The organism is Methylophaga sulfidovorans, assembly GCF_900114205.1.
GTDB classification, from domain to species: domain Bacteria; phylum Pseudomonadota; class Gammaproteobacteria; order Nitrosococcales; family Methylophagaceae; genus Methylophaga; species Methylophaga sulfidovorans.
This window is the reverse complement of record NZ_FOSH01000001.1, coordinates 60,885-87,403: the sequence shown is the minus strand read 5'-3', so window position 1 is coordinate 87,403 and position 26,519 is coordinate 60,885. Positions and strand designations below refer to the sequence as shown.

At 44.7% G+C, this 26,519-nt stretch carries 27 protein-coding genes; 15 read left to right on the top strand and 12 right to left on the bottom strand.

Features of this window, described 5'->3' with window-relative positions:
* Positions 1–2 precede the first annotated feature (2 nt).
* Entirely contained in the window at positions 3–1,565 is a 1,563-nt protein-coding gene (locus BM232_RS00445; RefSeq protein ID WP_091711226.1) for a cytochrome ubiquinol oxidase subunit I, read from the bottom strand.
* Complete coding sequence (gene cydP / locus BM232_RS15245; RefSeq protein WP_379006734.1) at positions 1,562–1,744, bottom strand: cytochrome oxidase putative small subunit CydP; 183 nt, start codon at positions 1,742–1,744, stop codon at positions 1,562–1,564. Before cydP ends, BM232_RS00445 begins: the two co-directional genes overlap by 4 nt.
* A gap of 292 nt (positions 1,745–2,036) precedes the next feature.
* Here cydP and parE point away from each other — a divergent pair, with 292 nt between their 5' ends.
* The 8 genes from parE (at position 2,037) to lysS (ending at position 11,838) form a co-directional block, all read left to right on the top strand.
* A complete protein-coding gene (gene parE, locus BM232_RS00440; protein WP_091711225.1) occupies positions 2,037–3,938 on the top strand; it encodes a DNA topoisomerase IV subunit B in 1,902 nt (633 codons plus the stop codon).
* Positions 3,939–3,958: 20 nt separating this feature from the next.
* On the top strand, positions 3,959–6,196 hold the full coding sequence (parC, locus tag BM232_RS00435) for a DNA topoisomerase IV subunit A (protein ID WP_091711224.1): 2,238 nt from the start codon (positions 3,959–3,961) through the stop codon (positions 6,194–6,196).
* Positions 6,197–6,361: 165 nt separating this feature from the next.
* On the top strand, positions 6,362–7,108 hold the full coding sequence (gene surE, locus BM232_RS00430; RefSeq protein ID WP_091711223.1) for a 5'/3'-nucleotidase SurE: 747 nt from the start codon (positions 6,362–6,364) through the stop codon (positions 7,106–7,108).
* A 1-nt stretch (position 7,109) separates the two neighbouring features.
* Positions 7,110–7,769, top strand: a complete 660-nt coding sequence (locus BM232_RS00425) for a protein-L-isoaspartate(D-aspartate) O-methyltransferase (protein ID WP_091711222.1) — start codon at positions 7,110–7,112, stop codon at positions 7,767–7,769.
* On the top strand, positions 7,769–8,344 hold the full coding sequence (locus BM232_RS00420; protein ID WP_091711221.1) for a YqaA family protein: 576 nt from the start codon (positions 7,769–7,771) through the stop codon (positions 8,342–8,344). The genes BM232_RS00425 and BM232_RS00420 overlap by 1 nt, the downstream gene beginning before the upstream one ends.
* Positions 8,345–8,348: 4 nt before the next feature.
* Entirely contained in the window at positions 8,349–9,143 is a 795-nt protein-coding gene (locus BM232_RS00415; RefSeq protein ID WP_091711220.1) for a peptidoglycan DD-metalloendopeptidase family protein, read from the top strand.
* 110 nt (positions 9,144–9,253) lie between these two features.
* A protein-coding gene (prfB, locus tag BM232_RS00410) for a peptide chain release factor 2 (protein WP_143092237.1) occupies positions 9,254–10,331 on the top strand; the annotation gives its coding sequence in 2 pieces (ribosomal slippage) (positions 9,254–9,307 and positions 9,309–10,331; 1,077 coding nt in all).
* A 13-nt stretch (positions 10,332–10,344) separates the two neighbouring features.
* Positions 10,345–11,838: a lysine--tRNA ligase gene (lysS, locus tag BM232_RS00405; protein WP_091711390.1), complete on the top strand. Its 1,494-nt coding sequence runs from the start codon at positions 10,345–10,347 to the stop codon at positions 11,836–11,838.
* 93 nt (positions 11,839–11,931) lie between these two features.
* Here the strand turns inward: lysS and BM232_RS00400 are convergent, their stop codons facing one another.
* The 3 genes from BM232_RS00400 to BM232_RS00390 form a co-directional block, all read right to left on the bottom strand.
* A complete protein-coding gene (locus BM232_RS00400) occupies positions 11,932–12,366 on the bottom strand; it encodes a DUF3617 domain-containing protein (RefSeq protein WP_091711218.1) in 435 nt (144 codons plus the stop codon).
* A gap of 83 nt (positions 12,367–12,449) precedes the next feature.
* Positions 12,450–12,980: an NlpC/P60 family protein gene (locus BM232_RS00395; RefSeq protein ID WP_091711217.1), complete on the bottom strand. Its 531-nt coding sequence runs from the start codon at positions 12,978–12,980 to the stop codon at positions 12,450–12,452.
* Positions 12,981–13,055: 75 nt separating this feature from the next.
* Positions 13,056–13,904 carry an HDOD domain-containing protein gene (locus BM232_RS00390; protein ID WP_091711216.1) on the bottom strand — a complete coding sequence of 283 codons (849 nt, stop codon included), beginning with the start codon at positions 13,902–13,904 and terminating at the stop codon, positions 13,056–13,058.
* 95 nt (positions 13,905–13,999) lie between these two features.
* Here BM232_RS00390 and alaC point away from each other — a divergent pair, with 95 nt between their 5' ends.
* From alaC to BM232_RS00370, 4 genes are read left to right on the top strand one after another with little or no spacing between them, the layout of a single operon-like run.
* A complete protein-coding gene (alaC, locus tag BM232_RS00385) occupies positions 14,000–15,178 on the top strand; it encodes an alanine transaminase (RefSeq protein WP_091711215.1) in 1,179 nt (392 codons plus the stop codon).
* A gap of 8 nt (positions 15,179–15,186) precedes the next feature.
* A complete protein-coding gene (locus BM232_RS00380; RefSeq protein ID WP_091711214.1) occupies positions 15,187–16,500 on the top strand; it encodes a homoserine dehydrogenase in 1,314 nt (437 codons plus the stop codon).
* 34 nt (positions 16,501–16,534) lie between these two features.
* Complete coding sequence (gene thrC / locus BM232_RS00375) at positions 16,535–17,614, top strand: threonine synthase (RefSeq protein WP_091711213.1); 1,080 nt, start codon at positions 16,535–16,537, stop codon at positions 17,612–17,614.
* 4 nt (positions 17,615–17,618) lie between these two features.
* Entirely contained in the window at positions 17,619–18,140 is a 522-nt protein-coding gene (locus BM232_RS00370; RefSeq protein WP_091711212.1) for a hypothetical protein, read from the top strand.
* Between the two features lie 28 nt (positions 18,141–18,168).
* On the opposite strand, the gene BM232_RS00365 is transcribed toward BM232_RS00370, so the two are convergent.
* The 5 genes from BM232_RS00365 to rph are packed head-to-tail and all read right to left on the bottom strand — an operon-like array spanning position 18,169 to position 21,661.
* Positions 18,169–18,459 (bottom strand): hypothetical protein, encoded by a 291-nt coding sequence (locus tag BM232_RS00365; protein WP_091711211.1) that lies wholly within the window; start codon positions 18,457–18,459, stop codon positions 18,169–18,171.
* Between the two features lie 33 nt (positions 18,460–18,492).
* Positions 18,493–19,653, bottom strand: coding sequence for a radical SAM family heme chaperone HemW (gene hemW / locus BM232_RS00360; protein WP_091711210.1), 1,161 nt, complete (start codon positions 19,651–19,653; stop codon positions 18,493–18,495).
* The gene (locus tag BM232_RS00355) at positions 19,653–20,309 is read right to left on the bottom strand and encodes a hypothetical protein (RefSeq protein ID WP_245752780.1); all 657 of its coding nucleotides are present in this window, start codon (positions 20,307–20,309) and stop codon (positions 19,653–19,655) included. The genes hemW and BM232_RS00355 overlap by 1 nt, the downstream gene beginning before the upstream one ends.
* A 30-nt stretch (positions 20,310–20,339) precedes the next feature.
* Positions 20,340–20,945 (bottom strand): RdgB/HAM1 family non-canonical purine NTP pyrophosphatase, encoded by a 606-nt coding sequence (gene rdgB / locus BM232_RS00350; protein ID WP_091711209.1) that lies wholly within the window; start codon positions 20,943–20,945, stop codon positions 20,340–20,342.
* Positions 20,942–21,661, bottom strand: coding sequence for a ribonuclease PH (gene rph, locus BM232_RS00345; protein ID WP_091711208.1), 720 nt, complete (start codon positions 21,659–21,661; stop codon positions 20,942–20,944). The genes rdgB and rph overlap by 4 nt, the downstream gene beginning before the upstream one ends.
* 118 nt (positions 21,662–21,779) lie before the next feature.
* Here rph and BM232_RS00340 point away from each other — a divergent pair, with 118 nt between their 5' ends.
* The 3 genes from BM232_RS00340 to BM232_RS00330 all read left to right on the top strand — a co-directional run bounded on the left by BM232_RS00340 (position 21,780) and on the right by BM232_RS00330 (position 24,572).
* Positions 21,780–22,646 (top strand): YicC/YloC family endoribonuclease, encoded by an 867-nt coding sequence (locus BM232_RS00340; protein WP_342708110.1) that lies wholly within the window; start codon positions 21,780–21,782, stop codon positions 22,644–22,646.
* Positions 22,647–22,972: 326 nt separating this feature from the next.
* Complete coding sequence (locus BM232_RS00335) at positions 22,973–24,232, top strand: tyrosine-type recombinase/integrase (RefSeq protein WP_091711207.1); 1,260 nt, start codon at positions 22,973–22,975, stop codon at positions 24,230–24,232.
* A gap of 1 nt (position 24,233) precedes the next feature.
* Positions 24,234–24,572: a hypothetical protein gene (locus BM232_RS00330; protein ID WP_091711206.1), complete on the top strand. Its 339-nt coding sequence runs from the start codon at positions 24,234–24,236 to the stop codon at positions 24,570–24,572.
* Positions 24,573–24,794: 222 nt separating this feature from the next.
* Here the strand turns inward: BM232_RS00330 and BM232_RS00325 are convergent, their stop codons facing one another.
* Positions 24,795–26,024 carry a type II toxin-antitoxin system HipA family toxin gene (locus tag BM232_RS00325; protein WP_091711205.1) on the bottom strand — a complete coding sequence of 410 codons (1,230 nt, stop codon included), beginning with the start codon at positions 26,022–26,024 and terminating at the stop codon, positions 24,795–24,797.
* A complete protein-coding gene (locus BM232_RS00320; RefSeq protein WP_091711204.1) occupies positions 26,017–26,331 on the bottom strand; it encodes a helix-turn-helix domain-containing protein in 315 nt (104 codons plus the stop codon). The genes BM232_RS00325 and BM232_RS00320 overlap by 8 nt, the downstream gene beginning before the upstream one ends.
* Positions 26,332–26,519: the final 188 nt, after the last annotated feature.

The following is a 26,519-nucleotide window of genomic DNA, read 5'->3' as shown; positions in this document are numbered from 1 at the left end:
GATTAGCCTCTCTCTGCTGATGCTTCGTAATGGTAACGGCCCGTGTGTAAGCTACTCGGTCCCTGCCTGACAAACTTAGTCATAAGATAAAGTTCAACAATTAATAGCAGGGTATAAAACACCACTAAGGCGATTAAACTGTTCTGAACATCACTAGCAGATAAGGTTGACGTCGAAATATGTGTCGGCAATATGCCACTGATGGTCCATGGTTGACGACCAAACTCAGCAACAAACCAGCCTGTTTCTGCTGCTATCCATGGCAGTGGCAGACCTAGCATGGCCAGACGGAGTAACCATTTCTTTTTGTACTCTTGTCGTTTGGCACAATAATAGAAAGACAAGAAAAAGATAATCAGCATAGCAAAGCCGGATGCGACCATGATCCTGAACGCCCAGAACATCGGGGCAACAGCAGGGACAGTATCATGCGCTGCCGCTTTTATTTGTTCATCAGTCGCATCAGTGACGTTATTGGTATATTTTTTCAATAACAAGCCATAACCCAAATCATCTTTGACTTTATCAAACTCGGCTTTGACTTCTTCTGTCACAGGACCGTCGCGTAATTGTTTTAACAGTGCATAAGCTTTCATACCGTTACGAACACGATCTTCATGCTCTGCTCTCAGATCTTTAATACCAGTTACCGGCTCAGTCACTGAACGTGTAGCAATTATGCCTAATAGATAAGGGATTTTAACGGCGTAGTCTGTTTCCATTGTTTCGTCGTTAGGCAAGCCGAATAAAGTAAAGGCTGCTGGTGGTGTTGCTGTTTCCCATTCGGCCTCAATCGCCGCTAATTTGGTTTTTTGTACGTCACCCACTTCATAACCACTTTCATCACCAAGTAAGATGACGGAGCATATTGCCGCTACACCAAAACCGGCGGCAACAGCAAAGCTGCGACGAGCAAAACCGATGTCACGTTTTCTTAGTATGTAGTAAGCGCTGATGCTTAACACGAACATAGCACCTGTGACATAACCCGCCGCGACAGTGTGAATAAATTTCACTTGGGCAACAGGGTTGAAAAATACATCGGCAAAGCTGGTCAGTTCCATGCGCATTGTTTCATAGTTGAAGTGCGCACCGACCGGATTTTGCATCCAGGCGTTAGCCACCAGAATCCATAATGCCGATAGGTTAGAACCAAGAGCAACCAGGAAGGTAGTAGTGAGATGTTGTCTTTTACTAAGTCGGTCCCAACCCAGGAAGAACATACCCACAAAGGTTGATTCAAGCATGAATGCCATTAAACCTTCAATGGCAAGTGGAGCGCCGAAAATGTCCCCAACGTAATGCGAATAATATGCCCAGTTGGTGCCGAACTGGAATTCCATCGTCAAGCCAGTCGTCACCCCAAGGGCGAAGTTGATTCCGAATAACTTACCCCAGAACTTTGTCATGTCACGGTATATTTCCTTACCTGTCATGACATACACGGATTCCATGATAACCAGAATCCATGACAGCCCTAGTGTCAGCGGGACAAATAAAAAGTGATACAGTGCCGTTATAGCAAACTGCAAACGGGATAAATCGACTAAGTGTTCAGAAATCAAGGTGAGTCTCCATCTGAAGAGTGATTAATTATCACGTCAGCGACGGCGTCATGGGTAATGTCGTCGGGGGCGCTACTAAAAAATAAATGCCAAATAAGAAAAAGTAATAACAGCTTGCAAACCAACATAATGCTAAGCTCAATAATCAATTTTCTATCTGTGAATAATTTCTTTGCCACTATTCCACCACAACACAAGTTAAGAAAACATGATCTTAGTCAATTTTAGTTAAATCAGGTTGCATGCATCATCAATTAAGGGGCGAATAATACGCCAGACGCTCTAAAAGGCAGTATTGTTGATGTGTTATTTACAAAACTTTACTAACTTGTCATTTTAAAAGCGAGGGAATATTTACACTATTTCGATTTAAACCGGTTTTTTTTCACAGATATGTTGCTTCTGTGTTGTCTGTTAGGCTTTTATCCTGCTAACCTTCGGTGGGAACAATTTTAGGTAGATATCTCAACAATGACGAATACATACAATGCATCTGCCATTGAGGTTTTGACGGGGCTTGAGCCAGTCCGTAAACGACCAGGCATGTACACCGATACAGCACGTCCAAATCATCTTGCTCAAGAGGTCATTGATAATAGTGTTGACGAAGCTGTAGCCGGTCACGCAAAACAAATTCAGGTTACTTTACATAAAGACAATTCACTGGAAGTCAGTGATGATGGCCGCGGTATGCCGGTGGATATTCATCCGGAAGAAGGTGTGCCGGGTGTTGAAGTTATATTAACGCGGTTACATGCTGGTGGTAAGTTCTCAAACAAAAACTACCGATTTTCCGGTGGTTTGCATGGTGTCGGTGTTTCTGTTGTGAATGCATTGTCATCTCGTCTGGAAGTCAAAATTCGTCGAAATGCGACGGAATATCAAATTGCGTTTGAAAGTGGTGCTCTGGTTGAAGCCTTGAATGAAATAGGCACTGTTGGAAAGCGTAATACCGGCACCACAGTCAGATTCTGGCCGGAAGAACCGTTTTTTGATTCCCCTAAATTTTCTGTACCCAGACTAAGACATGTGCTGCGAGCAAAAGCTGTTTTATGTCCAGGGCTCGTGGTGACCTTTACCGATTTATCTGGTAAAGAAAAAGTGGAAGATCGCTGGTGTTATGAAGATGGTTTAAATTCATACCTGTCTACGGCGATGACAGATGCGCCCTGCGTACCTGCGGCGCCTTTCGTTGGTCATATGAGTGAAGATACGCAGGAAGTGGACTGGGCGCTTCTGTGGCAGCTTGAACCAGGGGAAGAGTTAGCAGAAAGTTACGTCAACCTGATTCCGACTGCACAGGGTGGTACACATGTTAATGGCTTACGTAGTGGTGTACTGGAAGCGTTGCGGGAGTTTTGTGAGTTTCGTAATTTATTACCGAGAGGCGTAAAGCTAGCACCGGAAGATGTCTGGGAACGTTGTTGTTATGTGTTATCCGTTAAGTTAGATGATCCTCAGTTTTCAGGACAGACTAAAGAACGTTTATCCTCTCGCCAATGTGCCGGCTTCGTGTCTGGTGTAGTCAAAGATGCGTTTAGTTTGTGGCTGAACCATCACGTGGAAGATGGTGAAAAAATTGCTGATCTGGCAATTAATAATGCTCAATCCAGATTGAAGCAAGCTAAGAAAGTCGTACGAAAACGCGTACAGTCTGGGCCAGCTCTTCCTGGTAAATTAGCTGATTGTGCTTCCCATGATCCATCCCGTTCGGAATTATTTCTAGTAGAAGGTGACTCGGCTGGCGGTAGTGCCAAGCAAGGCCGAAATAGAGAGTTTCAGGCTATCATGCCTTTACGCGGCAAAATTCTGAATACATGGGAAGTGGAACCTGGACAGGTGCTGGCATCGCAGGAGGTACATGATATCGCGGTCGCTATTGGTGTGGATCCTGGCTCTGACGATTTGTCAGGCTTACGTTATGGCAAAGTTTGTATTTTAGCGGATGCGGATTCAGATGGGGCTCATATTGCTACCTTATTATGTGCATTATTTGTCCGACATTTTCGCCCTTTAGTTGAAGCAGGCCATATCTGTGTTGCTATGCCACCGTTGTATCGCATCGATGTCGGTAAACAAGTGTTCTACGCCTTGGATGATGAAGAACGTAATATTATTCTGGCACGAATTGAAAAAGAAAAAATTAAGGGTAAAGTCAGTACGCAGCGCTTTAAAGGCTTGGGGGAAATGAACCCCATGCAGTTGCGAGAAACGACCATGGCACCGGATACCCGTCGTTTAATTCGACTGACCATAAATGCTGAAGACGATACGATGATGACGCTGGATAAGCTGCTGGCCAAAAAACGGGCTGGTGATCGTAAGTCCTGGCTTGAGAAACATGGTGATTTAGCGGATCTGGCCGCTTTATAAATGATAAAGAGATATAACCCATGACTACTTTCGTCGATGATTTGGAGAATATGCCGCTACGCGATTTCACTGAAAAAGCGTATCTGGATTATTCGATGTATGTCATTCTGGACCGCGCATTACCGCATATTGGTGATGGTCTAAAACCTGTTCAGCGTCGGATTATTTATGCGATGTCTGAACTCGGTCTGAGTGCTTTATCCAAGCATAAAAAATCAGCCAGAACGGTCGGTGACGTTTTAGGTAAATATCATCCCCATGGTGATTCCGCCTGTTATGAAGCCATGGTGTTAATGGCGCAGCCATTTTCTTATCGTTATCCTTTAGTTGATGGGCAAGGTAACTGGGGCTCAATTGATGACCCTAAATCTTTTGCCGCAATGCGTTATACCGAAGCCCGTCTCGCCGCTTATTCGCAGGTTTTATTAAGTGAACTTGGACAAGGCACAGCGGATTGGGTGCCTAATTTTGACGGCACAATGGATGAGCCTGCCTTATTGCCAGCCCGCGTACCCAACCTATTATTAAATGGTACGACAGGGATTGCGGTGGGCATGGCAACCGATGTGCCCCCTCATAATTTGCGTGAAGTGGTTAATGCTTGTTTACGTTTATTAAAAACACCTAAAAGTACACTGGAAGATTTACTTGAAGATATTCAGGGGCCAGACTTTCCAACGGGTGCTGAAATTGTCTCCAGCCGAGATGAAATTCATAAAATATATGCCACCGGGCATGGCTCGATAAAACAACGGGCATGTTATAAAAAAGAAGAAGGCGAAATTATCATTTATGAGTTGCCATATCAGGTTTCCGGAGCAAAAGTCCTGGAACAAATTGCAGCTCAGATGCAGGCAAAAAAATTACCGATGGTAGCTGATTTACGCGACGAGTCAGATCATGAAAACCCAGTTCGTCTGGTCGTCATGCCCCGATCTAACCGTGTTGATATCGACAGCCTGATGTCACATTTATTTGCAACTACGGACTTAGAACGCAGCCATCGTGTCAATATGAATATGATTGGCATGGATGGTCGTCCGCAGGTGAAAAACCTGTTGAATATGTTGCAGGAATGGCTGACTTATCGTGTAGAAACGGTTCGCCGTCGATTGCAATATCGGCTGGATAAAGTGCTGGATCGCATGCATGTGTTGGAAGGCTTGTTGGTGGCCTACCTCAATATTGATGAAGTGATTGCAATCATTCGTACTGAAGATCATCCCAAAGCAGTCATGATGGAGCGGTTTGGCATTAGTGATCGGCAGGCCGAAGCCATATTAGAGTTACGTTTACGCCATTTAGCCAAACTGGAAGAGATGAAAATCCGTGGTGAAATGGATGAGCTGAGTAAAGAACGTAAACAACTTGAATTATTATTAGGATCCGATACTCGCCTTAAAACACTTATTCGAAAAGAATTGACGGCTGATGCAGAAAAATTCGGTGACGACAGACGTTCAAATATCATTGAAAGAAAGGCGGCAAAAGCATTAAATGCCACCGAGTTATTACCCACCGAGCCATTGACCATTGTGTTATCTGAGAGTGGCTGGGTAAGGGCAGCTAAAGGCCATGATGTTGATCCAGCTACGTTAAATTTCCGTACCGGTGATCGCTATTTTGCTTCGGTAAAAGCCAGAAGTAATCAACAAATAGTATTTCTGGATGATAGTGGACGCAGTTATTCCCTGGGAGCTCATACGCTACCTTCAGCAAGAGGTCAGGGAGAGCCACTAAGTGGTCGATTACAATCACCCGCTGAAGCTAGATTTGTAGCTGTAATGGCGGTTGAAGCTGAGCAGTCAGTCTTACTGACCAATACAGCGGGTTATGGATTTATCACAACACTCGATAATTTATTGGCTAAAAATAAAGCCGGTAAAGCTATCTTTAATATGCCAAAAGGTGCTGCTTTACTGCCACCATTATTTATTGACAGTAAAGAGACGCAGATTGCCGTAGCATCCGGGGATGGTCGTTTACTAGTGTTCCCAATTGATGACATTCCAGAAATGAATAAGGGGAAAGGTGTTCGTCTGATCAATATTCCTCAGGCGAAATTCACGTCTGGTCAAGAATGGATGCAAGCCGTCGTTATAGTACCTAATGAACAAGGGCTGACTTTACATGCTGGCAGACGCCATTTAACTCTAAAACCAGCCGATCTGGCACATTATCAAGCAGATCGAGGTAAAAGAGGACATAAACTCCCTCGTGGCTTACAAAAAGTCAGTGGAATGGAAGTCGCTGAATAAATTTTATTACCGTGACAACGATGTCATATTACGCTGCTAGCGTTGAGGCTTAGTTAGTATTTCTTCTGCTATACGGCTGTTTTACGTGATTTTATAACGATCTCTGCTCAATCTTGTTAAGATATGAGCGCTTAAATAACAAGAGCTTAAAGACCAAACAATCTAATGAAAATCCTGATAAGCAATGATGACGGGTATATGTCGAAAGGCATTCGCACTCTGGCAAAAGCGATGGCAGAACTGGGAGAGATAACCGTTGTTGCCCCTGATAGAAACAGAAGTGGTGCCAGTAATTCACTGACACTGGAAAATCCGCTAAGACTTGAACAACAAGAAGATGGCGTTTACCGAGTAGAAGGTACGCCGACTGACTGTGTGCATCTGGCGATTACAGGATTACTGGAAGATGAACCGGACATGGTGGTGTCAGGTATTAATGCCGGGGCGAATCTGGGCGATGATGTGCTTTACTCTGGTACTGTCGCTGCAGCAATGGAAGGACGGTTTCTGGGACTGCCGGCAATTGCTATTTCACTGACATCCCATAATGGAACGCATTACGAGACAGCAGCCTGGGTAGCAAAGAAACTTGTTGCTCAGCTTAAATTATCTGCCTTACCGGCTGATACGATTCTGAATGTGAATGTGCCGGATTTACCTATTGATGAAATTACCGGTATAGAAAGTACCAGACTTGGTCATCGACACAAGGCCGAACCCGTCATTAAAGAAGTCGATCCTCGGGGTCGCTTGATGTACTGGATTGGTCCTGCTGGTGAAGAAGAAGATGCCGGTCCTGGAACTGACTTTGATGCTATCCGGCGCGGTGCTGTTTCTGTTACCCCGCTACAAATTGATTTAACACGCTACGATGCTATTGATGGCGTTGCCAACTGGTTGAAAGATATCTGAGATGAAAACCGACTATCGAGGCATCGGCATGACCTCACAGCGAACACGCGATCGACTGGTGGCCCGATTGCAGGAGCGTGGAATCAAGAATAATGAAGTACTTTCTGTTATTCGTGAAATGCCGAGACATTTATTTGTTGATGAAGCCTTAGCCAGCCGCGCATATGAAGATACGGCTTTGCCAATTGGTCATGGTCAGACTATTTCACAGCCTTATATAGTGGCGAAAATGACTGAAATCTTGCTGGAAGATGGGCCTCGCCAGAAAATTCTGGAAGTGGGAACCGGCTCAGGTTATCAGACAGCGGTATTATCGAAACTGGTTGAACGGGTCTATAGTGTTGAGCGAATTTCACCTTTACAAAATCAGGCTCGGGAACGTTTTTATCAACTTAAACTCAATAATATAAAACTCAAACACAGTGATGGTAACTGGGGGTGGGAATGGTATGCACCGTATGACGGCATTATTGTGACCTGTGCACCTGAACATATCCCATTAGAATTATTAAAGCAGTTAGCACCGGGCGGACGTCTGGTGATACCGGTTGGAACAAGTCAGGGGCAATCCCTACGTGTGATTGACCGTCAGGGTGACAGGTATGAAGAAACCGAATTAGATCCTGTCAGTTTTGTTCCTTTATTGAGTGGTCAGATTTAATGCGCTTATTTTCTGGTTTGTATGCACAAGTGATGATATGGGCCCGACATAAGTACGCGACCTATTGGTTAGCTTTAGTCAGCTTTACTGAGTCTTCCTGTTTTCTTGTGCCGCCGGATGTGATGTTGGCACCGATGACATTAGCCAAACCAGAACGTGCCTGGTTTCTAGCTGGCTTAACAACAGTAGCGTCGGTTTTAGGCGGACTGCTGGGCTATTTCATTGGCATGTTTGCCTTTCATATGGTTGAACCCTGGTTGGTGTCTTTAGGTTATATGGATGCCTATACTCATGCTGCAGAGTGGTTTCATCAGTGGGGAATCTGGGCTATTTTTCTTGCTGGATTCACCCCGATTCCATTTAAAATTTTTACTATTGCGGCCGGCGTAGCCAGTATGGCCTTATTGCCGTTTATATTTGGTGCTTTGGTTGGGCGGGGAATGCGTTTCTTTCTGGTGGCGGGGTTAATGCGTTGGGGCGGTCATGAGTTAGAATCAAAACTTCATTTATGGATTGATCGTATCGGCTGGTTTACGGTGTTGGCGCTGGTGATAGGTTATTTTATATTCGTATAGATTTATGCAATGGATTTGGCCATTACTACTGATTTTTACCCTAACATCATGTGGTGGTGGCAGCCGGGCTATGGCGCCAGTTGGCTCTTATGGCTATGAAAATAATCAGCGAAAAATAGCAAAAACGCCTTATTCTTATACCGTTAAAAAAGGCGATACTTTATATTCTATAAGCTGGCGCTATGGCATGGATTATAAAGAATTGGCGCGTATAAATGGCATTCGTTCTCCTTACACCATATACGTTGGGCAAAAGTTAAAATTCAGAGGCTCTACGTCAACGACAAGAGCGGCATCCGGTTCAAGCTCGAGTAAACAAAAAGTAGTGACCAAGCCGACTACATCTACATCGAAGCCTAAGACACAAGCAAAGACCACTTCCAAGCCAGCAACTACATCAACAAGCTCAAGCTATACTGGCAGCCAGAACTTGCAATGGCGCTGGCCGACTGATGGACTGGTGATCGCGACATACTCCAATAGTAGTTCAGGTGGTAAAGGTATCGATATTTCAGGTAAAGCCGGGCAAGCGGTAGTGGCTGCAGCTTCAGGGAAAGTTGTTTATAGTGGTAATGGTTTGCCAAGATATGGTAACCTATTGATTATAAAGCATAATGATGTTTACTTGAGTGCATACGCCCATAACGAACGTTTGTTAGTGAAAGAGGGTGAAGTAGTGAAGTCCGGGCAAAAAATTGCCACGTTAGGGCGGACCGGCACCCAGCGCTATCAATTGCATTTTGAAATTCGCCGTAATGGCAAACCTGTCGATCCACAACGTTTTCTGCCAAAACAATAAATGTTGGACACGCAACTTTTATGACAAATCAGCTACAATATGTGGTTTGCCGGATTCGCCGGTAGTGCAATCAAATTTACTAGAGGTTACCTTTGGAACTAGGCGCAACGATGCAGCGAATCAAAGACCTACGGGATCGCAGTGACGATCTTAGGGGGTATCTTTGACTATGATGAGAAAGCTGAACGATTAATTGAAGTAACGCGTGAATTGGAGTCGCCCAGTGTCTGGGAAGATCCGGAAACTGCTCAGAAATTAGGGCAGGAACGTGCAAGTTTGGAAAAAATTGTCACCACTTTATCCGGCCACCGTGAAATGCTGGATGATGCAAAAGAATTACTCGAATTAGCCGTCGAGGATAATGATCAGGCCACGTTTGATGCGATCCAGTCTGATCTGAATGAATTAGAAAAAGGTCTGGAAAAGCTAGAATTTCAACGCATGTTCTCCGGTAAGCTGGATAAGAATAATGCTTATCTGGACATTCAATCTGGCTCGGGTGGTACCGAAGCTCAGGACTGGGCAAATATGATTTTGCGTATGTATCTGCGTTGGGGTGAATCACAAGACTATAAAGTCGAATTGATGGAAGTCTCTGCAGGTGAGGTGGCAGGTATTAAAAGTGCGACGATTCGTTTTGAAGGTGAATATGCCTTTGGTATGCTGCGTACAGAAACAGGTGTACACCGTCTTGTTCGCAAGTCACCATTTGATTCTGGTGCTCGTCGTCATACCTCATTTGCATCAGTCTTTGTGTATCCGGAAGTGGATGACACCATTGAAATCGATATCAATCCGGCAGATCTGAGAACTGATACCTATCGTTCCAGTGGTGCTGGTGGTCAGCATGTTAATACCACTGACTCGGCTGTTCGTATTACTCACGTACCTACCAATACTGTAGTGCAATGTCAGACCGAGCGTTCGCAGCATCAGAACAGAGATCGTGCAATGAACCAGTTACGGGCGAAGCTGTACGAACTGGAATTAATGAAACAAAATGAAGTGAAACAGGCTGCTGAAGAATCGAAGTCAGACATTGGCTGGGGCAGTCAGATACGTTCTTATGTGCTCGATCAGTCCCGCATCAAGGACTTGCGTACAGGAGTCGAAACCGGCAATACGCAAGCGGTCTTAGATGGTGATCTGGACCAATTTATTGAAGCCTCACTCAAATCAGGATTATAAGCTGGAAACCCGAATGACAAATGAAACAGAACTGGACGAAAACCGACTAATTGCCCAACGTCGTGAAAAACTGGCGGAATTAAGAGAGCAGGGTAATGCCTTTCCTAATGACTTCCGCCGCAATGTCATGAACGCCGAATTACAGGCTGAATATGCAGAATGGGATGCTGAAAAATTAAAAGCTAATCCATTACGCGTGAAGATCGCCGGCCGTATGATGACTAAGCGTGTCATGGGTAAAGCGAGTTTTGCCACTATTCGTGATATGTCAGGCAATATTCAGTTGTATGTCGCGCGTGATGAATTACCGGAAGGTGTTTATCCACAATTTAAAAGTTGGGACTTAGGCGATATTATCGGTGCTGAAGGCACACTTTTCCGTACTCAGAAAGGTGAGTTGTCGGTGCATGTTGATAGCATCCAGTTATTAACTAAATCACTCAGACCACTACCTGAAAAATTCCACGGATTATCCGATCAGGAAACACGTTACCGTCAACGTTATGTTGATTTAATCATGAACGAAGCTAGTCGTGATGTGTTCCGTATTCGTACTAAAATTGTTGATGGTGTTCGCCGTTACCTGATGAGCAAGGATTATCTGGAGGTTGAAACCCCGATGATGCAAGCGATTCCTGGCGGTGCCACAGCACGTCCATTTACGACGCATCACAATGCATTAGATATGGGCTTGTACCTACGGATTGCACCAGAACTTTATCTGAAACGTCTGGTAGTAGGTGGTTTTGAGCGTGTATTTGAAATCAACCGTAATTTCCGTAATGAAGGCTTATCTACCCGTCATAATCCTGAATTTACCATGGTTGAGTTTTACCAGGCCTATGCTGACTACCATGAATTAATGGATCTGACAGAGGATATGCTGCGTACCGTTACTCAAGACGTTTTGGGATCAACGCAAGTACACTATCAGGGTCTGGACATTGATTTTGCTAAACCCTTTACACGGATGACAGTCAAAGAATCGATTCTGCACTTTAATCCAGAATTAAAAGCTGAGCAGCTTGATGATATTGAGTCTGCCCGCGATATCGCTAAATCATTAGATATTCCATTGAAAGACACATATGGTCTGGGTAAAGTCCAAATCGAAATCTTTGAGAAAACGGTAGAACACCGCTTGATGGATCCGACATTCATCACAGCTTACCCAACGGAAGTCTCACCATTAGCCCGTCGTAGTGATAATGATCCATTTGTGACCGACCGTTTTGAATTCTTCGTTGGTGGTCGTGAAATTGCCAATGGCTTCTCCGAGCTTAACGATGCTGAAGATCAGGCTGAACGCTTTAAAGCGCAGGTAGAAGAAAAAGATGCCGGCGATGACGAAGCGATGCATTATGATGCTGATTATATTCGTGCACTTGAATACGGTATGCCGCCAACTGCGGGTGAAGGTATCGGTATTGATCGACTGGTCATGTTACTGACCGATTCGCCATCGATTCGTGATGTACTGTTATTTCCGCATATGCGTCCTGAATAATGTAAATGTAATATATACATACTAACGAACAAAAAAGGCGAGTTTTTACTCGCCTTTTTTGTTTCTGCTTTTAGTGTTCAACTTCAGCAGTTTTTATTCAGCCGCTGGACAGGCACCAACACGCTTTGCGGTAAAGTTCATCTTCATTACCATGGTGCCCATCGGGCTATCCATTTTACTGCTCATTTCACCATCCATACGATCACCGTGGAAATTGGTGTGGCCGATAAAGTGATTTTTTATACCCTGAATATCACAATCAACAGCAAAGTCAGCAGTATCGCGTAATACTTTTACTTGTTGAACAATACACTGTTGCGGTATTTCCAACATATTCACACCTTTATCAATCTGAGCTTGTGTCAGACATTCCTGATTAGTGCTGGTTTGTGGCTGCAAGGACATCGGGCCTTCGATGGTTGTGGTGGTGGTATGAGCCCAGATCCCAGGTTGCAGGTTTGGTGTTTCAGCATGAACGGGTAAACAGATAGTAAGGCATGTTAGTGCTATATAAGCGCGTTTGAACATGATGTGTTCTCCTTTAGGTTTATTCATGACTGAATAATGAATCTCGCACATATTGCCGCGAGTTTATCAAGATAGCAATGAGTCTACGGTGAAATAGTGATAACCGGTTTGACTCGTACTGCTTGCCAAAAATAACGTGACCAGTAGCTGTTATGCATACTGGAAATGGTGACGCCTATTTTGGTGGAAACATGCAAAAACTTATCGTCTTCCAGATAAATACCTACATGACTGCCCTTACGGAAAAAAACCAAGTCTCCGGATTTGAGTTCACTTCGTTTTATCGGGTGTCCCTGCAGAATTTGTTGCGATGTTGTTCTGGGCATCGGGATGCCAAATAGTGTTTTATACGTTTGCTGTACAAAAGCGGAGCAATCTAAACCTGAATGGCTATTACCACCTAAACGATATGGGGTACCGGCCCATTGTTGATATTGACGATAAAGCAGACTGAGGGTTTGTTGCTGATCAAGTGTCGCAACGGGTTGTGGCGGACTATAACTATACTTGGGAGGACTTGTCTGACAGGCGGTAAGCAGACTAAGTAAAGACAGAAATACGAGACGCCATAAATAGCGGTTTAACCAATTAATCTCTAAGTGGAGAATATGCATATTACACAATTCTGTCTCTTTGTTTCCAATAAACAAAAAGGGCAGTATCACTGCCCTCATGTATTATTTTTAGTTTTATGGTTTGATATTAAATAAGGCTAAAGCTTCCAGGTATTCTTCACTATTCTCATCAATTTCATACACAGTCAAACCAGTGTCTGCGCCTACTTTCTCAAAAGAAATCACTTTATTTAATGTCAGTGGATCCAACGCTTTTTCAGTATCAAACAAGCTTTGCAGATAGGCCACTTGCACCACATCGACTAAATCAGGACCGGATGGACCACTGTTACGATTCAGGTTTTTATGTTCTGCGGCAACTTCAACCAAACTTTGTGGAAATTCCCATTTCTGGAGAATTGCTGCGCCAATACGGGGATAGAGGTTATCGATAATCTGATCTAAACGTTGCGGGTTTTCCAATAAACCAGGCTCATCTTGTGCCTGCATTAGAATAGGAAGGGTGCCTATGGAATGGATTAATCCCGCTAGCATTGCTTCATCAGTATTCATTTTAGGAATTTTGCTGGCCAGCACCTGACTTTGCGCAGAAACCTTAGTGCTATGCTCCCAGAGTACTTTTAAGCGTTTTTCCAGGCGTTTATTTGTCGCATTAAACATTTGCTCCATCATCAGACTGGTAACGATATTGCGCACCATAGTTAGTCCCAGTCTTGGTACCGCCATATGGATACTCTCAATCGGGACTCGACCACGATAAAGTGGACTATTTGCGACTTTTAATAAGCGCGCTGACAGGGCAGGATCGGTTACAATAATATCTGCCAATTGTATTGCAGTAGCATCAGGATCATCGACAACCTCTCTTACCTTCAAAGCCACTTCTGGCAATGTTGGGAGAAGAAGTTTACCGTCCTCAAGATCTTTCAGGATTTTGTTATAAAATAGGTCTTGCTGGCTCATAGTAATCGCTTCTGATAAATGAATTTGAAGTGTTTATTAATTTCAGTTATTTTGCTTAGTTTGCCGACAGTTTTTAGCTTATCGCAGGTATTCAGTTGAACGACGAATTTCCAAGAATTAAACGCCTTCCGCCCTACGTTTTCAACATTGTAAATGATTTGAAAGCAAAAGCACGTGCGCGTGGTGAGGATATCATTGATTTTGGCATGGGTAACCCCGATCGCCCTGCACCCGCACATATTGTAGAAAAACTGGTCGAGGCGGCGCAGCGGCCAGATACCCACCGTTATTCGGTTTCTCGTGGTATTCCAAGGTTACGTAAAGCTTGCGCAGGCTGGTACAAACGTAAATTTGATGTCGAGCTTGATCCGGAAACAGAATGTATTGTTACCATCGGTTCTAAAGAAGGTTTAGCGCATTTAGCGTTAGCGACCGTAGGTCCTGGCGATGCAGTCTTAGTGCCAAACCCGGCATATCCGATTCATCCTTATGGGTTTGTTATCGCAGGCGCGGATATCCGCCATGTGCCATTGACGCCGGATGTCGACTTTTTTGCTGAGTTGGAAAAATCGGTTAAAGATTCATGGCCTAAACCCAAAATGTTGGTTCTGAATTTCCCCGGTAATCCGACCACACAATGTGTTGATCTGGACTTTTTCCAAAGGGTAGTGGATTTTGCTCGCGAGCATAAAATCTGGGTAATTCATGATTTGGCTTATGGTGAAATTGTATTTGATGGCTACAAAGCACCATCGATCTTACAAGTACCAGGTGCAAAAGAAGTGGCTGTTGAGTTTTATACACTGTCAAAAAGCTACAATATGCCAGGCTGGCGAGTTGGTTTTATGTCAGGTAATCCGACATTAGTCGCAGCTCTGGCACGAATGAAGTCTTATCTTGACTACGGTATGTTTACGCCGATTCAGGTCGCGGCTATCACCGCTCTGGAAGGGCCACAGGACTGTGTTGATGAGATTGTGGAAACATACAGAAGTCGCCGTGATGTTTTATGTGATGGACTGAATGCGATTGGCTGGCAAGTAGAAAAACCAAAAGCCACCATGTTTGTCTGGGCGAAGATCCCTGAGAAATATCGTGAGCTTGGCTCATTAGAATTTAGTAAAAAATTATTGAAAGACGCGAAAGTCGCTGTATCACCAGGTATTGGTTTTGGTGAATACGGTGATGATTATGTGCGCTTTGGATTGATTGAAAATGAACATCGTACACGTCAGGCGATCCGTGGGATCCGTGACATGATGAGAAAACCGTAGGGGGCAGAGTGCAATCAGTAAAAATCGGAATTCTGGGTTTAGGAACAGTTGGTAGTGGTACTGTCAACGTATTGACCCGGAACTCGAGAGAAATCAGTCGTCGTGCAGGTCGTGATATTGAAATATATCGCGCTGCTGATCGTGACCTTGATAAACCTAAAGGCTGTGACACTTCTGCTATCAATTTAACGGATGATGCTTTTGACATCATTAATGATCCTGACATTCAGATCGTTGTTGAATTGATTGGCGGTACAGGGGTTGCGAAAGAATTGGTGATGAAAGCCATCGAAAACGGCAAACATGTCGTGACAGCCAACAAAGCGCTTATTGCCATGCATGGTAATGAGTTATTTGAGCTTGCTCAGGAGAAAGGCGTCACCATCTCCTTCGAAGCCGCAGTTGCTGGTGGTATTCCGATTATCAAAGCAATGCGTGAAGGTCTTGCTGGTAACCGTATTGAATGGTTAGCGGGCATCATCAATGGCACGGGTAACTTTATCCTGACTGAAATGCGGGAAAAAGGGCGTGATTTTGCTGATGTCTTAGCAGAAGCACAGGCGCTGGGTTATGCAGAAGCCGATCCTACCTTTGATATTGAAGGTATTGATGCGGCGCATAAACTCACCATTATGGCTTCAATTGCGTTTGGTATTCCGTTGCAGTTTGATAAATGCTACACCGAAGGTATCAGCCGTATAGCGCAAGAAGATGTGCTTAATGCAAATGAATTGGGCTATCGCATCAAACATCTTGGTATTGCGAAAAAAACAACGGCCGGTGTTGAGTTAAGAGTACATCCAACATTGATTCCTCAACGTCGTTTATTAGCCAATGTAAATGGTGTGATGAACGCGGTAGTGGTGAAAGGTGATGCTGTTGGTCCAACATTGTATTACGGTGCAGGTGCTGGCTCAGAAGCGACAGCTTCAGCAGTGGTCGCAGATATCGTGGATATCGTTCGTGCTTTGACCACCGATCCTGAAAATCGTGTACCTCATTTGGCTTTCCAACCGGATGCGTTGAAAGATACTCCTATTCTGCCTATGTCAGAAGTGGTGACCTCTTATTATTTACGCATTCATACTTTGGATAAACCGGGTGTGTTAGCCGATATCACACGAATTTTAAGCAATGAAGGCATCAATATTGAAGCCATCTTGCAAAAGCAGCCTGAAGAGCATGAAGGCATTGTGCCGATTATCATGCTGACCCAAGCTGTGGTAGAGAAAAATATGGACCAGGCCATTGCGCAAATTGAAGCATTGGATACCGTACCGGATTCTATTATGCGTATTCGCATGGAATCTCTTGGTGGTTAAGCCTGTATAAAGAATTCATTTAGAGGAAATTATTATGTCATTTCGACCACGTTACACTGGATTAATTGAGCGCTATCGCGACCGTTTACCAGTCAATGACGATACTCGTCTAATCAGCCTAGGTGAAGGTAATACACCACTGATTAAGTTAAGTCATATTCCTAAGTCATTAGGTAAAAATATCGATATTTATGTGAAGTTTGAAGGGCTAAACCCTACAGGCTCATTTAAAGACCGCGGTATGACAATGGCTGTAACTAAAGCGGTTGAAGAGGGTAGTAAAGCGATCATTTGTGCTTCTACCGGTAATACCTCAGCAGCAGCTGCGGCCTATGCTGCACGTGCCGGTATCGCTGCATTTGTACTTATTCCTGACGGCAAAATTGCTCAAGGTAAACTGGCTCAAGCGATGATGCATGGCGCGACGGTAATCCAAATCAAAGGTAACTTTGATGAAGGTATGCAGTTAGTAAAAGAAGTCGCTGAACATGCGCCTGTGACTATTGTTAACTCAATTAATCCATACCGTTTACAAGGTCAGAAAACAGCCGCTTTTGAAATCGTTGAAGAGCTTTCGTGTGCACCGGATTACCATGCTTTACCAGTCGGTAACGCAGGTAATATTTCTGCGCATTGGATGGGCTACTCTGAATATTACGAAGATGGCATTGTGGCTACACGTCCTAAGATGCTTGGATATCAAGCCGCTGGCAGTGCACCGTTTATGCGTGGACACATGGTGGATGATCCTGAAACAGTGGCAACAGCTATTCGTATCGGTCACCCACAAAGCTGGGACAAAGCATGGAAAGTCAAAGAGGAATCTCAAGGCTGGTTTGATGAGTGTAGTGATGAAGAAATTCTTGCAGCTCAAAAATTATTGGCACAGCAAGAAGGGGTATTTTGTGAGCCCGCTTCTGCAACCTCTTTAGCTGGTGTGTTACGTGATATTAAATCTGGGAAAATTCCTGAAAACAGCAAAGTGGTATGTACATTAACTGGCCATGGTTTGAAAGATCCAGATATTGCTATTAAACAAAGTACATCACCAGTCGTCACTGTAGCCGCGACACTTGACGCTGTTCGTGAAGCTATTTTGAATAATATGGCGTAATGATATGACTTATTACGCGGATCCTACCGAAAAGGAAATCGCTCGCGCCAAGTTGCCTCATGATATTTTTCTGAGCAACCTGATTGGTAACCATATTTTGATGTTTACCGCGATTTCTACGTTTGGTCCGACGTATATGAAGTATTTATTCCTGGTGCCATTAATTTCATTTTTGGCACTGGGATATACCTACTGGCGATCCAGTAAGGTGAAACGCGAAGAAAGTGAGTTTGTCTGGGCGCATTGGCAAGTCGCACGCCGCTGGAGTCGTTTCTTTATGATGATTCTCGTTCTGCTGGTTAGCGTGTCGACCTTAGGTGTTCTCGGTCATATGTATCTTGGCATGATGAAAGAAGCGGTCTATGCCATGATCGGCGGGCTTGGGATTCTGCCAACGCTGGTGAGTGTGTTGGTATTGATTGTTATTGAGTCTGATTCCCTACATCATGCAAGGATGGGAACGCTGCCGAAATGGGCATTAAAACGTTTCCTGAATATTGAACCTGAGCCGAGTCAGGACGATTAAATTTTCTGTTGTTGCGTTGTCTTAGTTCTTATCTAACGACAACTGAATGAATCACTTTGTCGTATTCAAACACCACTTCAAACTTTGCATATTCCCAACGTGTAATAGGTGGTTGACCCACTGCCGGATGAGTTGTCTCCGGTTCTCCAAATTGTTGTTTAACCTGAGCCATTGTCATTCCTCTTGTGGGCCGGACTATGCCTGAAGGATCATTTGCCACTTCATAGCTGGGATCGGTAATGGAGATTACTTCAGCCTGGCACAGGTTCATAAAAGAGAATAATGCTGTGCCAATGATAAGCAGAGAACGGGTCGACATAGACGTTTCCTTATGTATGTATGCTGAAGGATACTATGCCTCTATAAATAGCTCAATGAGACTATTCAGGTAGCGCTGGCCTTTTTCTGTGGGGCGGATTTTCGCGATCGTATGCTCTAATAATTCCAACTGTTCGGCTTTTTGCATAGCTTGTTTTATTGTCGAAATCGGTACACCAGTATGTTGTTGGAAAAGTGGGGTAGGCACACCATCCAACAAACGCATTGCATTAAGCATAAATTCAAATCCAACATCATCGGTGCTGACATAAGTTTGCTCGACCAATCCAGCCTCTGTACCCGCTGTCTCCATATATTTTTGTGGCTGTTTTTGTTTTACGCGCCGTTGAATTTGTTGTGGAGAAGCACTGCTGATTTTGCCATGTGCACCTGCACCGATACCGATGTAATCGCCAAACCGCCAGTAATTCACATTGTGGCGGCATTGATGACCTTTTTGCGCATAGGCAGAAGTTTCATATTGCATATAACCCGCTTTAGCGAGTCTTGCCTGATTAGCTAGCTGCCAGTCGTAGATAGGATCATCATCCGGAAGACTCGGCGGTTGAGCATAAAACAGCGTATTGGGTTCTATCGTTAATTGATAATAAGAAATATGTGGTGGCGCCAGAGCGATAGCTGTTTCAACATCATGCCGGGCCTTGTTTTCATCCTGTCCGGGCAAGCCAAACATCAAATCCAGATTAAAACTATCGAAACCTGCTTCGTGGGCATATTCAACAGCCTTGATGGCTTGCGGACTATCATGGATACGGCCCAGAGACTGCAGCGCATCCTGATCAAAGCTTTGAATACCAATGCTTAGACGGTTAATACCAACATCACGATATTCACGAAAACGATCTGCTTCCACTGTACCTGGATTAGCTTCGAGGGTGATTTCAGCATCATGATGTAAAGGCAGTAATGCTCTGATTGAAGAGAAAAGCCGCTCATAGGCTTCTGCAGAAAATAAGCTAGGCGTACCACCACCAATAAATACGGTATTAATCGTGCGTCCCCATATAAGGGGTAATTCCTGTTCCAGGTCACGTATCAATGCATCAATATAAGCATCTTCTTGCAATGCTTGATGATTATCATGCGAATTAAAGTCACAGTAAGGGCATTTACGCACACACCATGGGACATGGATATAGAGACTGAGCGGCGGTAATGACGTAAAGTTAAACATTAGTTTGATTCCGGTTCCCAGCCTGACATCCATTTATCCAACTGGATAATCATCGGAGCTGTTCCATTCGCATAAAACCATGAGTCTACGGCATAGCGGGTCTGTGTTTGTGTATCAATTATCGTCGCGGTGTTATGTGGTGCCTGACCCTGAAAAATACCTCGTGAAGTGCGGGAAGCAGTGGTATGCCATTTTAAAACATCCGCATTTTCAAGCATACGCAGATAGACACTGGTATTGGTGGCTTCATCAATACAGTCCATTTGACCATAACGGTTATATGCAATTTGATTACGTGCTAAATCATGTTGGCTACCAATTTGTTTACCGACCAGAATTTCCAGTTTGCCGATGGCTTGTTGAATAGTGTGTCTTTCTTCTTCTGCACTACTGGTCTTTGAAAATAACGCAAGTACTTCCTGCCAGTCTTGTTTATCCAGACTCACTTCACTGATTTTGTAACAGCTCATGCTGTGACAGACAGAAAAATGCGTTGGTGTGGGTTGACCAATAAAAAACCGATAATGATTGTCCCAGATATCATTCAAGCGCTCAGTACTGCGAATGGGCTTGATGGTCTGTTCAGAATAGTTTGAGGTGCAGGCTGATAAAGCGAAAACGACAGCGATTACTAAATATGGATATCGACACAGCATCAGACAGTAAATATTTGATACACAGAAGTATTAGAACTGATGGCGACTGTATGGAAATTCTTCTACAAACCGACGCATGGCCTGACCTCGGTGGCTGATCGCGTGTTTTTGTTCTGAGCTGAGTTCTGCAGCACTGCAGTCTGTTTCAGGTACAAAAAAGATGGGATCATATCCAAAGCCAGCTTCACCTGCCGTCTCTGTCATAATTTGACCTTGCCAGCTTCCCTGAAAAATTAAGGGTGTCGGATCCTCAGCATGACGCATAAAAACAATAACGCATTGAAAACGTGCACCGCGCTCAGAAGCAGGGACGTCTTTCAGTGCGTTCAACAGTGCTGCGATATTGTCTTCATCACTGGCAGATTCACCAGCATAACGAGAAGAATAAATGCCCGGCGCACCGCGCAGGGCATCTACTTCAATACCTGAGTCATCAGCAATGGCAGCTAAGCCAGTCTGCTTACAAGCATTACGCGCTTTAATGATGGCATTTTCGACAAAGCTTAAACCGGTTTCCTCAGCCTCAACCACATCGAGTTCAGCTTGCGAGACGATGTTGATTTTGAGAGGTGATAGTAATTGTGCAAACTCACGCAGCTTGCCTTGATTGCCGGTTGCTAAGACGATTTTTTTCATGATACTGCCAGTACTTCCCGTTGTTTTTCCATCAACTGAGTAATGCCGTGACTCGCTAAATCCAACATGGACTGTAGTTCTTCGGCTCGGAATGCATGACCTTCAGCTGTGCCTTGTAGTTCGATATAGGCACCAGCGTCATTCATCACTACATTCATATCTGTCTCAGCAGAGGAATCTTCATCATAGTCCAGATCCAATACAGGAGTGCCGTTATAAATCCCGACGGAGATTGATGCTACCTGACCATGCAGAGGGCTGGATTTCAATTTCTTAATCTTGATCAAATGACTGATGGCATCATGCAAAGCAACATAGGCACCGGTAATAGAGGCGGTGCGGGTGCCGCCATCAGCCTGAATCACATCACAGTCAATGGTAATGCTACGTTCGCCTAATGATTTCAGATCAATCGCTGCACGCAATGAGCGTCCTATAAGGCGCTGGATTTCCATAGTGCGGCCGCCTTGTTTACCTCTGGCTGCTTCACGCTGCATACGACTACCGGTAGAACGAGGAAGCATGCCATACTCAGCAGTGACCCAACCTTCACCAGTGCCACGTAAGAATTGTGGAATACGTTCTTCAACGGTGGCAGTGCAAAGTACTTTGGTGTCTCCAAACTCTACCAGCACAGAGCCTTCAGCATGTTTAGTGTAGTTACGGGTAATATTAACCAGTCTTAATTCATTGGCTTGACGACCACTTGGACGCATATTCGCTTTTCCTCAGTCAAATTTAATCTATTATACCTGCCATAAATTGCTACCGCAGATGCTTTTTAACAATGGTTTTCTGTAAGATGTCAGATTAATTCAGAAATAGGACATGATTGTGACACGAAGTATGACCGCCTTTGCCCGCCATGAGGAGCAAACTGAGCTTGGCAGCTTGAGCTGGGAAATTCGCTCAGTAAATCATCGTTATCTGGAAGTTTCTTTCCGTTTAGAAGAAAGTTTTCGCCCATTTGAAATGGCGATGCGCAAACTGATCAGCGACACATTGAGTCGCGGTAAGGTTGAAGTCGCATTACGCTATCGTGCGCCTGAGCAAACGCAGACTTCTTTACAAATGAATGAAGGTCTGGCGAAAACCGTTATGGAAAACTATCAGCAGCTCGCTTCGTTTACAGACAATGCCGCGCCGATTGATATTTTACGTGTAATGCAATGGCCTGGTGTTATTCAAACCGAAAGCCTGGATCAAGATGCGCTACAAGCAACTGTGATGAACTCTTTAAAACACGCCCTGGCAGATTTAGTCGCCACACGTGAGCGTGAAGGTGCGGCGCTGGAGCAAATGATTATTCAACGTTGTGAGCAAATAAACGATATTGCTGAACAAACTAAAGTCCGTCTGCCAGAAATTCTTGCCAGCCATCGACAAAAACTATCAGACCGGATTGCTGAGCTTGAAGTCAATCTGGAGCCGGAACGGCTTGAACAGGAAATGGTGCTGTTAGCACAAAAAGCCGATGTCGCTGAAGAAATCGACCGTTTACAGAATCATGTGAATGAAGTGAAACATACTCTACAGCGCGATGAACCAATCGGCCGCCGCCTGGATTTTCTGATGCAGGAATTGAATCGTGAAGCCAACACCCTGGGTTCTAAATCAATTGATACCGATACCACACGTTATTCAGTTGATCTAAAAGTGTTAATCGAACAAATGCGTGAGCAGATCCAAAATATCGAATAGTTTTTTCACCCGTCCAAGAATGTCCTAAAAGCCCTGTATTACCTTGTGAAGAGCATTGAAAATACAGGGCTTTTTTATTTTTCCCGTCCAAATCGGTTTGCAGATGTCCGTTACCAACTACCTGTTTAGTGGTGGGCAGAATGGTGGGCAGTCCCCTCATTTTGGCTCAATAAGCATTTTGCGGTGAGCAAATTGGTGGGCAGTAAGTTACCCAATTTTCGCATTTAACTCACCACCACAACAGGTTAGCTGCTGATTCAATAAGCAAATCGGTGGTGGGCAGCCATTATTGCCCCCTCCATTATTTCAGCAACTATGGAGTAAGCATGGGAAAACTCACAGCAAAACAGGTTATTGCATACGGCAAAGCCGAACCAAAAAAATATTCAGATGGTGAAGGTCTATACTTTTGCGTCCGCAAACAAGGCTCGCCTTACTGGATGATCCGCTACACCACAGCCAAAGGAAGACGAGAAGCAACCTTGGGGCAATTTCCTTTAATGTCGTTGGCAGACGCTAGAATTGCCGCCGCTTATTTTCGAAAAGAAGTACGTGACGGCATAGATCCTCTTCTAGAAAAACAGAAAATCGAGTTACCTGACATTGAAACCGTGGATCAACTGTTCCATGACTGGTATCGAACCGATCTGAGTCGACGACTAAAGCACCCCAAGATTCCGTATCGGGTTTACACCAAAGAGATAAGCCCAGTCATTGGCATTAAGTGTATTTCTGAGGTGACCGCACGCGATGTTCGCGAAGTATTAGAGCGCATTCGAGAAAGTAACCGCCCTACCATTGCCAACGACACCTTGATGTACATGAAGCAGCTATTTCGACATGCGATAAAGCTCGACTTAACCCTGAACAACCCAGCCGCAGCATTTACCGTGGACGATGCCGGTGGTGTGGAGACCAGTAAAGACAGGATGCTCAGCAAAGAGGAAATTCACTACGCCTTCAGTGTGTTTCATACCCATATCAACAGCTTTGGCCGCGATAACTACCTCGCTTGCTGCCTGTTTCTAGTATTGGGCGTGCGCAAAAGCGAACTATGTGAAGCCATGTGGCGTGAAATGGATTTAACCACGGGCGTATGGGACCTGCCCAAAGAACGCAGTAAAACGGGCGTGCCAATCAGCATTCCCTTACCCCGCCAAGCTATTGCTTGGTTTAAGGAGCTGCAAATCCGCGCCTGTGGCTCGCCTTATGTTTTCCCAGCCAGACGAGCAAGTCATCGTCCACATATGGGGCCAGATACACTGAACCGCGCCATTTCTAAACTATTTGGTCGCGAGCCTGGGCGTAAAAAACAGCCTCCCAATAAAATGGGCAAGCTTGAACACTTCACCATACACGATTTACGCCGCACCTTTCGCAGTCTTGCTGCCTCTTTAGGTATCGCAGGCAACGTGGCCGAACGCTGCCTTAACCATAAGCTAAAAGGCGTTGAGGGCATCTATGACCGCCACGATTACTTTGAAGAGCGCCGTATTGCCCATCAAACTGTGGCTGATGTGGTTGAACCACTGGTGAACTTTGAGCCCTCTTCACAACACCAACAACACAGCACAGGAGGGCGTTAACATGCAACTTATGATGCGACTCGCCCCCATTACCTTTCCAATAGGCATGTTGGCAGGCCTTGGTTGGTGTATTGGTATTGCCTTACTCGAACAACCTCATGGCGTAGCCTACGCGCTTACCCGGTATTGTCTGACGACATTCGTGGTACTCGCACCTTGGCTGACGCTAAAGCTAATGTTCTACGTGATTGTCCGCCTAGGTCGTAAACTGGGACTCATCCCGCCTGCACAACCAACGTACAGTCTAGGTTATGAAGAATCACTCTATTGGTTCGGTGTATTGGCGTTCTTCGATGGCAAACGCAGCCGTATGCCAAAAAAGCCAATCAGGCGAAATTAGCAAACCACCCATTTGCTCACTTACTGTGGGCAGTTGGGACAATGGGGCAACACTTGATACCGCAAGCTTTAGAAGATGTATAAGAGGGATTTGAACCGCCCCAAGGAATGGGGCAATTGGGGCTTGGATTAACAACACAAGTCACCAAACATACCTTTCAAACACAGCTTTCAAGCCACTATAGCCGACGCCTCTGCATTTTTGTACGCGTCGGTTCTCATTTTAGCGTAGCGGTATGCTTCGCAAATGTTTTTCAATTGCTTCAATCATCGACTTGGTAAGCGGTAAATGCGCTTTTTCTTTCTGCCATAGCTCATGAAAGCCGGCCACGGTTTGCTTGGCAGTATCTAACACCAACTTTTCTGGCAGCATGGCTTTAGCGGCTAAGTGTGATAACTCATCCAGCGTGAAATCACTGAATTTCTTGCTACGACTCACCTTCAGCGACGCACTATCATCGGGGATATAAGGAATGGTCGAAACAAAGTCATAAGCGGGCGCAATGGATGCCGTGCGCTTGTCTTTGTAAATCACAGACCAATTCTTCAAATGCATATCGGCATTGCCAATTAGGGTATTGAACACCAACCTGCGCGTAAATTCTGCGATGTCCTCGTCTTGACCTTCGATGCCGATAACCTGAGCAATATTGCGCATACTGGCTTTCTTGTACTTATCTTGAGGATAGACGCCAAACACTTGCGCAAAATCTTCAATGTGTACGGTTTGATTATCTGCACGGTCAAAGCGCTTAATCACAAACGCCTGAGCGTTTTTAAAAGAGCGGCCAAATTTACCAATTCCATCTGGGATATTAGCTATCTGGTTAATCGGGAGCAGCTGGGTCTCTGGCACATCCATACCTAACTTGCGCGCCAGCTCCATCATCGAATATTCATTTTCTGGCACAGCGTCAAATCGAGACGATGGCAATTTCACAATCCAAGAGCCACCCTTACCGGTTGCTGGAATAGTCAACCCACCGTTTGCCTGTTGTACGGCTGAAAACTTCAACTGCACACCCGCCAATGAAAAACGCATTGGCAATTCAATTTTCGTTTCATCTTCTATGTCTTGAAGCACATTAGGTGGTAGCGCTTCACCATCAGCCGGCTCAACCGTGATCGCACCTGCTAAATCCTGCCCTAATACCCACAATAGAAAAAATTCCCGCGCTGGGTTTACTCCGGCACGCTCTGCCAGGTAATTTCGCATGGTTTCTTCTGGCAAAAGATTGGAGAAAAACGGAGTTAACTTGGTTTGGGTCGGTTTAAAGTTAGTCAACAAGCCACCCAGTGCATCTTTAAAACCCAGCCCTAACACAGGCCGTGATTCGTCATTAATGTACGAATCCATAAAAGCAAAAAGCGTTCTGTCATTGCCCACGTTAGTGATCGTTGCGATGGGCTCGCCATAGAGCAACACGTTGAGCGTAGAAACATGATTAGTCATCGTCGTCGTCTTCCCCTAACTGATATGCGGGCGACATTACCTCACCTTCATCGCTAATCCCTTGGCTGCTTCGAATGATCGACTTAATGGCGGGGACAGACTTTTTTGGTGCGACAAACAGCTCTAAATCGAGCACACGGGCAAGTGCAATCAAACTGGACATTCTTAAATCAACGCCGCCAGACTCGATTTTCGAAATATGGCTTTGAGGTACACCCGAACGCGCACTCAGCTCTCTTTGGCTAAGTCCCTTACGCACCCGAGCTTCTCGAAGACTTTCTAGTATCTGCTCTGTCACATAGCTCATTTAGATACGCCTTAATGCATCACTTAAGAATAATTATACATAAAAACATATCATCCTAATCTAAATACCACAAGAATGATTAGTTATTGCATATCTTTTAGTATGTTTTGATATGCAATTATAGATAAAAAATAACACCCGCATTCATTTACTGTGACCAATAGGGGCTGCGGTAACAACTCCTAACT

Bases quoted from the DNA above. Each gene is read 5' to 3' on its own strand.
- thrC (WP_091711213.1), top strand. From the start codon at position 16,535: ATGTCATTTCGACCACGTTACACTGGATTAATTGAGCGCTATCGCGAC.
- rdgB (WP_091711209.1), bottom strand. From the start codon at position 20,945: ATGAAAAAAATCGTCTTAGCAACCGGCAATCAAGGCAAGCTGCGTGAG.
- BM232_RS00330 (WP_091711206.1), top strand. From the start codon at position 24,234: ATGCAACTTATGATGCGACTCGCCCCCATTACCTTTCCAATAGGCATG.
- BM232_RS00395 (WP_091711217.1), bottom strand. From the start codon at position 12,980: ATGCATATTCTCCACTTAGAGATTAATTGGTTAAACCGCTATTTATGG.
- BM232_RS00400 (WP_091711218.1), bottom strand. From the start codon at position 12,366: ATGTTCAAACGCGCTTATATAGCACTAACATGCCTTACTATCTGTTTA.
- BM232_RS00420 (WP_091711221.1), top strand. From the start codon at position 7,769: ATGCGCTTATTTTCTGGTTTGTATGCACAAGTGATGATATGGGCCCGA.
- hemW (WP_091711210.1), bottom strand. From the start codon at position 19,653: ATGTTTAACTTTACGTCATTACCGCCGCTCAGTCTCTATATCCATGTC.
- BM232_RS00320 (WP_091711204.1), bottom strand. From the start codon at position 26,331: ATGAGCTATGTGACAGAGCAGATACTAGAAAGTCTTCGAGAAGCTCGG.
- BM232_RS00390 (WP_091711216.1), bottom strand. From the start codon at position 13,904: ATGAGCCAGCAAGACCTATTTTATAACAAAATCCTGAAAGATCTTGAG.
- BM232_RS00325 (WP_091711205.1), bottom strand. From the start codon at position 26,024: ATGACTAATCATGTTTCTACGCTCAACGTGTTGCTCTATGGCGAGCCC.
- lysS (WP_091711390.1), top strand. From the start codon at position 10,345: ATGACAAATGAAACAGAACTGGACGAAAACCGACTAATTGCCCAACGT.
- surE (WP_091711223.1), top strand. From the start codon at position 6,362: ATGAAAATCCTGATAAGCAATGATGACGGGTATATGTCGAAAGGCATT.
- parE (WP_091711225.1), top strand. From the start codon at position 2,037: ATGACGAATACATACAATGCATCTGCCATTGAGGTTTTGACGGGGCTT.
- BM232_RS00365 (WP_091711211.1), bottom strand. From the start codon at position 18,459: ATGTCGACCCGTTCTCTGCTTATCATTGGCACAGCATTATTCTCTTTT.
- rph (WP_091711208.1), bottom strand. From the start codon at position 21,661: ATGCGTCCAAGTGGTCGTCAAGCCAATGAATTAAGACTGGTTAATATT.
- BM232_RS00335 (WP_091711207.1), top strand. From the start codon at position 22,973: ATGGGAAAACTCACAGCAAAACAGGTTATTGCATACGGCAAAGCCGAA.
- BM232_RS00355 (WP_245752780.1), bottom strand. From the start codon at position 20,309: ATGCTGTGTCGATATCCATATTTAGTAATCGCTGTCGTTTTCGCTTTA.
- BM232_RS00425 (WP_091711222.1), top strand. From the start codon at position 7,110: ATGAAAACCGACTATCGAGGCATCGGCATGACCTCACAGCGAACACGC.
- BM232_RS00415 (WP_091711220.1), top strand. From the start codon at position 8,349: ATGCAATGGATTTGGCCATTACTACTGATTTTTACCCTAACATCATGT.
- BM232_RS00370 (WP_091711212.1), top strand. From the start codon at position 17,619: ATGACTTATTACGCGGATCCTACCGAAAAGGAAATCGCTCGCGCCAAG.
- parC (WP_091711224.1), top strand. From the start codon at position 3,959: ATGACTACTTTCGTCGATGATTTGGAGAATATGCCGCTACGCGATTTC.